Annotated in this window: 7 protein-coding genes; 4 read left to right on the top strand and 3 right to left on the bottom strand. The window is 72.6% G+C overall.

Annotated features, from left to right (window positions below; all coding sequences use genetic code 11):
• Window positions 1–271, top strand: a 271-nt coding sequence (locus E1289_RS38680; RefSeq protein WP_165970759.1) for a hypothetical protein, incomplete at its 5' end; no start/stop codon positions are given.
• A 222-nt stretch (window positions 272–493) separates the two neighbouring features.
• Here E1289_RS38680 and fabI read toward each other — a convergent pair.
• On the bottom strand, window positions 494–1,276 hold the full coding sequence (gene fabI / locus E1289_RS35515; protein WP_131988223.1) for an enoyl-ACP reductase FabI: 783 nt from the start codon (window positions 1,274–1,276) through the stop codon (window positions 494–496).
• A gap of 4 nt (window positions 1,277–1,280) precedes the next feature.
• Window positions 1,281–1,985, bottom strand: coding sequence for a beta-ketoacyl-ACP reductase (locus E1289_RS35520; RefSeq protein ID WP_131988225.1), 705 nt, complete (start codon window positions 1,983–1,985; stop codon window positions 1,281–1,283).
• Window positions 1,986–2,146: 161 nt separating this feature from the next.
• On the opposite strand from E1289_RS35520, the gene E1289_RS35525 reads away from it, so the two are divergent.
• Complete coding sequence (locus E1289_RS35525) at window positions 2,147–3,646, top strand: TldD/PmbA family protein (RefSeq protein ID WP_207929364.1); 1,500 nt, start codon at window positions 2,147–2,149, stop codon at window positions 3,644–3,646.
• Window positions 3,643–5,019, top strand: a complete 1,377-nt coding sequence (locus E1289_RS35530; RefSeq protein WP_131988229.1) for a metallopeptidase TldD-related protein — start codon at window positions 3,643–3,645, stop codon at window positions 5,017–5,019. The genes E1289_RS35525 and E1289_RS35530 overlap by 4 nt, the downstream gene beginning before the upstream one ends.
• A 51-nt stretch (window positions 5,020–5,070) precedes the next feature.
• On the opposite strand, the gene E1289_RS35535 is transcribed toward E1289_RS35530, so the two are convergent.
• Window positions 5,071–5,283, bottom strand: coding sequence for a dodecin (locus E1289_RS35535; RefSeq protein ID WP_131988231.1), 213 nt, complete (start codon window positions 5,281–5,283; stop codon window positions 5,071–5,073).
• A gap of 65 nt (window positions 5,284–5,348) precedes the next feature.
• Here E1289_RS35535 and E1289_RS35540 point away from each other — a divergent pair, with 65 nt between their 5' ends.
• Window positions 5,349–5,681 carry a DUF3099 domain-containing protein gene (locus E1289_RS35540; RefSeq protein ID WP_131988233.1) on the top strand — a complete coding sequence of 111 codons (333 nt, stop codon included), beginning with the start codon at window positions 5,349–5,351 and terminating at the stop codon, window positions 5,679–5,681.
• Window positions 5,682–6,584 lie beyond the last annotated feature (903 nt).

The following is a 6,584-nucleotide window of genomic DNA, read 5'->3' on the forward strand; positions in this document are numbered from 1 at the left end:
GGCCTACCCGGGCGCCACGCCGGCCACCCCCGGGCTCCCCGGCGTCCTGCCGACCCCGGAGATCGCCGCCGACCCGAACGCCTACCAGACCCTGCAGGCCAGCACGGCCACGATGCCGCGGACGCGCCTCATCTCCCCCGCCGCGGTCCCGCAGCAGGACAACCGCCACATCCTCCTGATCGCCGCCGCCGCAGGCGTGACCGGCGCCGTGACGGCCCTGAACCTGACCGTCGCCGCCCGAACCCTGCGCCGCCGCCACACCCCTCGCTGACCAAGGCCCAAGCCCACGGTCGGTTGTTCGCAGACCTCAGCCACCCCCGCAACCACGCAACCACTCCAACGCCTGCGATCGCGTCCGAAGGCAGGTTTCGAGCTTGCGAGGAACCTGATCGCGCAGCGAGCCGCTAGGCGAGCCGGAGCGATGCAGCGATCGCGCGCATTGCCCGTTGAAGGGAAGGCGCCCTAGCGCCTGACCGCCAAGGGCAATGCAAAATCAGTACGCGCCAATGGCGTGGATGCCGCCGTCTACGTGGACTATTTCGCCGGTGGTGGCGGGGAACCAGTCGGACAGCAGGGCCGCGCAGGCGCGGGCGGTCGGTTCGCTGTCCTTGATGTCCCAGCCGAGCGGGGCCGCCTTCGGCCACATCTCGGTCATGCCCTCGAAGCCGGGGATGCTCTTGGCGGCCATGGTGGCGAGGGGACCGGCGGCGACGAGGTTCACCCGGATGCCCTGGGGGCCGAGGTACTTGGCGAGGTAGCGGGCGCACGACTCCAGGCCGGCCTTGGCCACGCCCATCCAGTCGTACACGGGCCATGCCTTGGTGGCGTCGAAGTCCAGGCCGACGACGGAGCCGCCGTCCTTCATGAGGGGCAGGCAGGCCATCGTCAGGGACTTCAGGGAGAAGGCGGAGGCGTGGACGGCGGTCGCGACGTCCTCCCACGGTGTCTCCAGGAAGTTGCCGCCGAGGGCGGTCTGCGGGGCGAAGCCGATCGCGTGGACGACGCCGTCCAGGTGGTCGAACCCGTTGTCGCGCAGGTTGCCGGTCAGCGCGTCGAGTTGCTCGGTGTTCATCACGTCCAGCTCGATCACCGGGGGCGGCGAGTCGGGGCCGGACGGGAGGCGCTTGGCGGTCCGGGCGGTGAGCGTCGGGCGGGGGTAGGCGGTCAGCGCCACCTCGGCGCCCTGCTCCTGCGCGACCCGCGCGACGTGGAAGCCGATCGAGGCGTCGGTGAGGACGCCGGTGACCAGGATGCGCTTGCCTTCGAGGATTCCCATGCCGTCAGTGCCCCATTCCCAGGCCGCCGTCGACCGGGATGACGGCCCCGGTGATGTAGGCGGCGTCCTCGCTCGCGACGAACCGCACGGCCTTGGCGACCTCGTCCGGCTGCGCGATCCGGCCCAGCGGGATCGCCGCGGTGACGGCCTTGTGCTGGTCCTCGCTGAGGACCGCCGTCATGTCGGTCTCGACGAAGCCGGGCGCCACCACGTTCACCGTGATGCCGCGCGAGCCGAGCTCGCGGGCGAGGGACCGCGCGAAGCCGACCATGCCCGCCTTGGACGCGGCGTAGTTGGTCTGCCCCGCCGACCCCGACAGCCCGACGACCGAGGAGACCAGCACGATGCGGCCCCTGCGCTTGCGCATCATGCCCTTCACGCCGCGCTTGGCGACGCGGAACGCACCGGTCAGGTTGGTGTCGAGCACCGAGGTGAACGACTCCTCGCTCATGATCGCCAGCAGGGTGTCCTTGGTGATGCCGGCGTTGGCGATGACCACCTCGACCGGGCCCTGCTCCGCCTCGACCTTGCTGAAGGCGGCATCGACGTCCTCGGCGCTGGTCACGTCGCAGCGCACGCCGAACAGGCCCTCGGGCGGCTCGCCGGACCGGTAGGTGACGGCTACCGCGTCGCCCGCGGCGGCGAGCTCGCGGGCGATCGCCAGGCCGATGCCCCGGTTCCCCCCGGTGACGAGGACAGAGCGACTCATCACGACCCTCTCGTTGCTGTTCACGGTGCACCGCGTCGCACGGTGATGACAGCGCACGACACTAGCGGCCTTCCCGCACCCTGCGGATGTGCCGAACCGACAAGATCCGCCATCCGTGTTTGTTCGGCTCCGCGCCGGACCCGGCGGGTAGGTTGCCAAGGGTGCATGACATCGATCCCGCCTTCACCGCGCTGCCGCTTCGCGCGCTGGCCGACGCGGCCCTGTCCCGGGCCCGGGAGCTGGGCGCCGAGCACGCCGACTTCCGCCTGGAGCGCATCCGCAGCCAGACCATCCGCCTGCACGACGCCGCGCTGGAGACCGCGCTGGACGCCGACGACGTCGGCCTGTCGGTCCGCGTCGTCAAGGACGGCACCTGGGGCTTCGCCGCCGGCATCGACCTGACGCCCGAGGGCGCCGCCGGCCTGGCCGCCCGCGCGGTGGAGGTCGCCGCGGTGGCCGGGCCCGTCAACCGCGAACCCATCGAGCTGGCCCCCGAGCCCGTGCACGGCGAGCGCACCTGGGTCTCGGCGTACGAGGTCGACCCGTTCGACGTGCCGACCGCCGAGAAGGTGGCGCTGCTGGCGGGCTGGAGCCGCCGGCTGCTCGGCGACGACCGCGTCGACCACGTGGACGCGACGCTGCTGCAGGTCAGGGAGAACAAGTTCTTCGCCGACCTCGCGGGCACCGTCACCACCCAGCAGCGCGTCCGGCTGCACCCGGTCGTGAACGCCGTGGGCATCAGGGACGGCCTGTTCGACACGATGCGCACGCTCGCGCCGCCCGCCGGGTACGGGTGGGAGTGGCTGTCGGGCGAGCACTGGGACTGGGACGGTGAGCTGGCCCGCATCCCGGAGCTGCTCGCCGAGAAGCTCGCCGCCCCGTCGGTCGAGGCGGGGGTGTACGACGTCGTCGTCGACCCCTCGAACCTGTGGCTGACGATCCACGAGTCGATCGGGCACGCCACCGAGCTCGACCGGGCGCTCGGGTACGAGGCCGCGTACGCGGGCACCTCGTTCGCCACGCCCGACAAGCTCGGGAGGCTCCGGTACGGCTCCGAGGTCATGAACGTCACCGGGGACCGCACCGCCGAGCACGGCCTGGCCACCATCGGCTACGACGACGAGGGTGTGCGCACGCAGTCGTTCGACATCATCTCCGGCGGGCTGTTCACCGGGTACCAGACCGACCGCCGCATCGCCCGGCTGACCGGCGCCGAGCGCTCCAACGGCTGCGCGTTCGCCGACGCCGCGTCCAGCATGCCGATCCAGCGGATGGCGAACGTCTCGCTGCGGCCCGCCGAGGACGGCCCGTCCACCGGCGAGCTGATCTCCGGTGTCGAGCGCGGGGTGTACATCGTCGGCGACAAGAGTTGGTCGATCGACATGCAGCGCCACAACTTCCAGTTCACCGGCCAGCGGTTCTACCGGATCGAGAACGGGCGGCTGGCCGGGCAGCTCCGCGACGTCGCCTACCAGGCGACCACCACCGACTTCTGGAACTCGATGGAGGCCGTCGGCGGCCCGCGGACGTACGTGCTGGGCGGCGCGTTCAACTGCGGCAAGGGCCAGCCGGGGCAGGTCGCGCCGGTGAGCCACGGCTGCCCGTCGGCGCTGTTCCGCGGCGTCAACATCCTCAACACCCTGAAGGAGGCGGGCCAGTGAGGGCTCAGGAGGCCGTCGAGCGGGCGCTCGCCGCGTCGCGGGCCGACGACTGCGTCGTCATCGCCGAGGAGTCGAGCACCGCGAACCTGCGGTGGGCGGGCAACACGCTCACGACCAACGGCGTCACCCGGTCCAGCCGCCTGACCGTGATCGCGCTGCGCCGCACCGCGGACGGTGTCGCGGCGGGCGTGGTGTCGCGGTCGGCCGTCGGCGCGGACGGCGTCGAGGACCTGGTGCGCGCCGCCGAGGCCGATGCCGCCGGCAACGAGCCCGCCGAGGACGCCGCCCCGCTGATCACCGAGGGGCCGCCCGCGGCCGGGTGGGACGACGACCCGGCGGAGACCGGCATCGGCGTGTTCGAGGGGTTCGCGCCCGCGCTGGGCGAGGCGTTCGCCGCCGCGGAGGCCGGTGACCGGCGCCTGTACGGGTTCGCGAACCACATGCTGACGTCGACGTTCCTGGGCAGTTCGGCGGGGCTGCGGCTGCGGCACGACCAGCCGACCGGGCTGCTGGAGGTCAACGCCAAGGGCGCGGGGGGCTCGGCGTGGGCGGGCGTCGCCACCCGCGACTTCACCGACGTCGACGTCCCCGCGCTGACCGGCGGCCTCGCCAGGCGGCTGGAGTGGGGCGGGCGGCGGGTGGACCTGCCGGCGGGGCGGTACGAGACGATCCTGCCGCCGTCCGCCGTCGCCGACCTGATGATCTACCTGTACTGGTCGGCGGGCGCGCAGGACGCCCACGACGGCCGGACGGTGTTCAGCGCCCCCGGCGGCGGCACCCGGGTCGGGGAGCGGCTCGCGGACCTGCCCGTCACGCTGTCCAGCGATCCGGCCGCGCCGGGCCTGGAGTGCGCCCCGTTCGTCGTCGCGCACGCCTCCGGCCGCGAGTCGTCGGTGTTCGACAACGGGCTCGCGCTCGGCGCCACCGACTGGATCAGGGACGGCGTCCTCACCTCGCTCACCCAGACCCGGCACTCGGCCGCGCGCACCGGGCTGCCGGTCACCCCGGCCGTCGACAACCTGGCGATGGCCGGGCCGGACGGCGGCGCGTCGCTGGAGGAGATGGTCGCCCGCACCGAGCGGGGGCTGCTGCTGACGTGCCTGTGGTACATCCGCGAGGTCGACCCGCAGAGCCTGCTGCTGACCGGCCTCACCCGCGACGGGGTCTACCTCGTCGAGGACGGCGAGGTCGTCGGGGCCGTGAACAACTTCCGGTTCAACGAGAGCCCCGTCGACCTGCTGTCCCGCCTCACCGAGGTCGGCGAGACCGGCCCGACGCTGCCGCGCGAGTGGTCCGACTACTTCACCCGCGCCGCGATGCCGGCCCTGCGCGTCCCCGACTTCCACATGTCGACGGTCAGCCAGGCGACCTGAGCGCCGGGGCCCGCCCCGGGCCGGGGCGGGCCCCCGGCGCTCAGCGACGGCTCAGGCGTCTTCCAGGCGGAAGCCGACCTTCATGGAGACCTGGAAGTGGGCGACCTCCCCGTCCTCGATGTGGCCGCGGACCTCGGTCACCTCGAACCAGTCCAGGTGGCGCAGGGTCTGCGCGGCGCGGTGGACGCCGTTGCGGATGGCGCTCTCGACCGAATCCGGCGAGGTGCCCACGATCTCCGTCACCCGGTAGGTGCGATCGGTCATGTCGTTCCTCCGATGATTTGACCCGTACTGCTGTCGCCAGCCGGACTCCATGGGCTTACCGTGGAATGGTGAAGGTCAATCACCAGCGGGGGCCGGACGTCTACACGGTCACCGACGCCCCCCGCCCGATGTCGGAGGACATCGAGCACCGGCAGCGGCGCTACCTGGTGTCCATGGGGGTGCGGACGGTCTGCTTCGTCGGCGCGGTACTGGCCGCGGTGGCCGGTGCGCCTGCGTGGGCGGTGCTGATCCTCGTGGCCGGTGCACTGGTGCTCCCCTACGTCGCCGTCGTCGTCGCCAACGGCGGGCGGGAGCCGGTGGCGCCCGCGAGCTTCGGCGACCGCACGAAGCAGGGACAGAAGCCGGTTTCCGGACAGCGACCGGAAATCGGGTCGTGACATTCTCTTGACTAACCGCGGGGGGTTTCGGTGTACGATTTGTACCGGCGCTCTGGTCCCCCGTCGGAGCGCCCGTGCCGGTGTTCCGGGCCCCCGTCGGAACACCGATGATGCGGCGCCGGGTGGATTGCCCCCGTATCCACCCGGCGCCGCTTTTCATGTCCGGGGGCTTTCCCTGGCACTTCCCTGGCTCCGCGCGGAACCGCGCGTGGCCCGCCCTTGACGTCGCGGCCCGCCCCTGACCGCCCCGCCGCGGGCCTGAGCACATCCCGGCGAAAAAGCAAGGCCCGGCCATGGCCTACTCCGGCCATGGCCCGAAAAGCGGCCGAACCGAACTTTTCGCCGGGGAATCCGTGTGCAGCGCGGCGTTTCCGGGCGGGCACCGTCCGTCAGAAAGACCTGGACGCGCACCGATCCATTCCGGGACGTGCTGCGTACTGATGAGCGGCGGCAACACCCCGCGCCCGAGGGGAGGTCCCGTGGACCGAGGTTCCCGGCCGGACGGCCGCACCCGGACGGAGCGCCGCGCCGAGCGGCGCCGCGCCCAGGGCCGGCGCCCCGGAGGCCCGATCCGTTCCTGAGCCGCCGGAACCCTTGACGGAGGACGCCGATGAGACGAACATCACATCTGGCCCTCTTGAGACACTTTCCGCATGTGTCTCACCGGCGGGCCGCCACGACACGGCGAGACAGGACCCGGCGCCCCCGCCCGGGAAACGGAGAACGGCGATGAGCGGACACGACGACGTGCCCGAGTGGGCACCGCGGAACCTGCCGGAGAGCGGCGAGCCCGATGCGCCCTACACGTTCCTCGGCGCCTCCCAGCCCGGCGGCGCACCCTCCCCCTCCGCCGGCCCGGCGGGCGGCACCCCGCCGGGCGGCCGGCCGTTCGACCCCTTCGCG

This window comes from Actinomadura sp. 6K520 (assembly GCF_004349245.1).
Classification (GTDB): domain Bacteria; phylum Actinomycetota; class Actinomycetes; order Streptosporangiales; family Streptosporangiaceae; genus Spirillospora.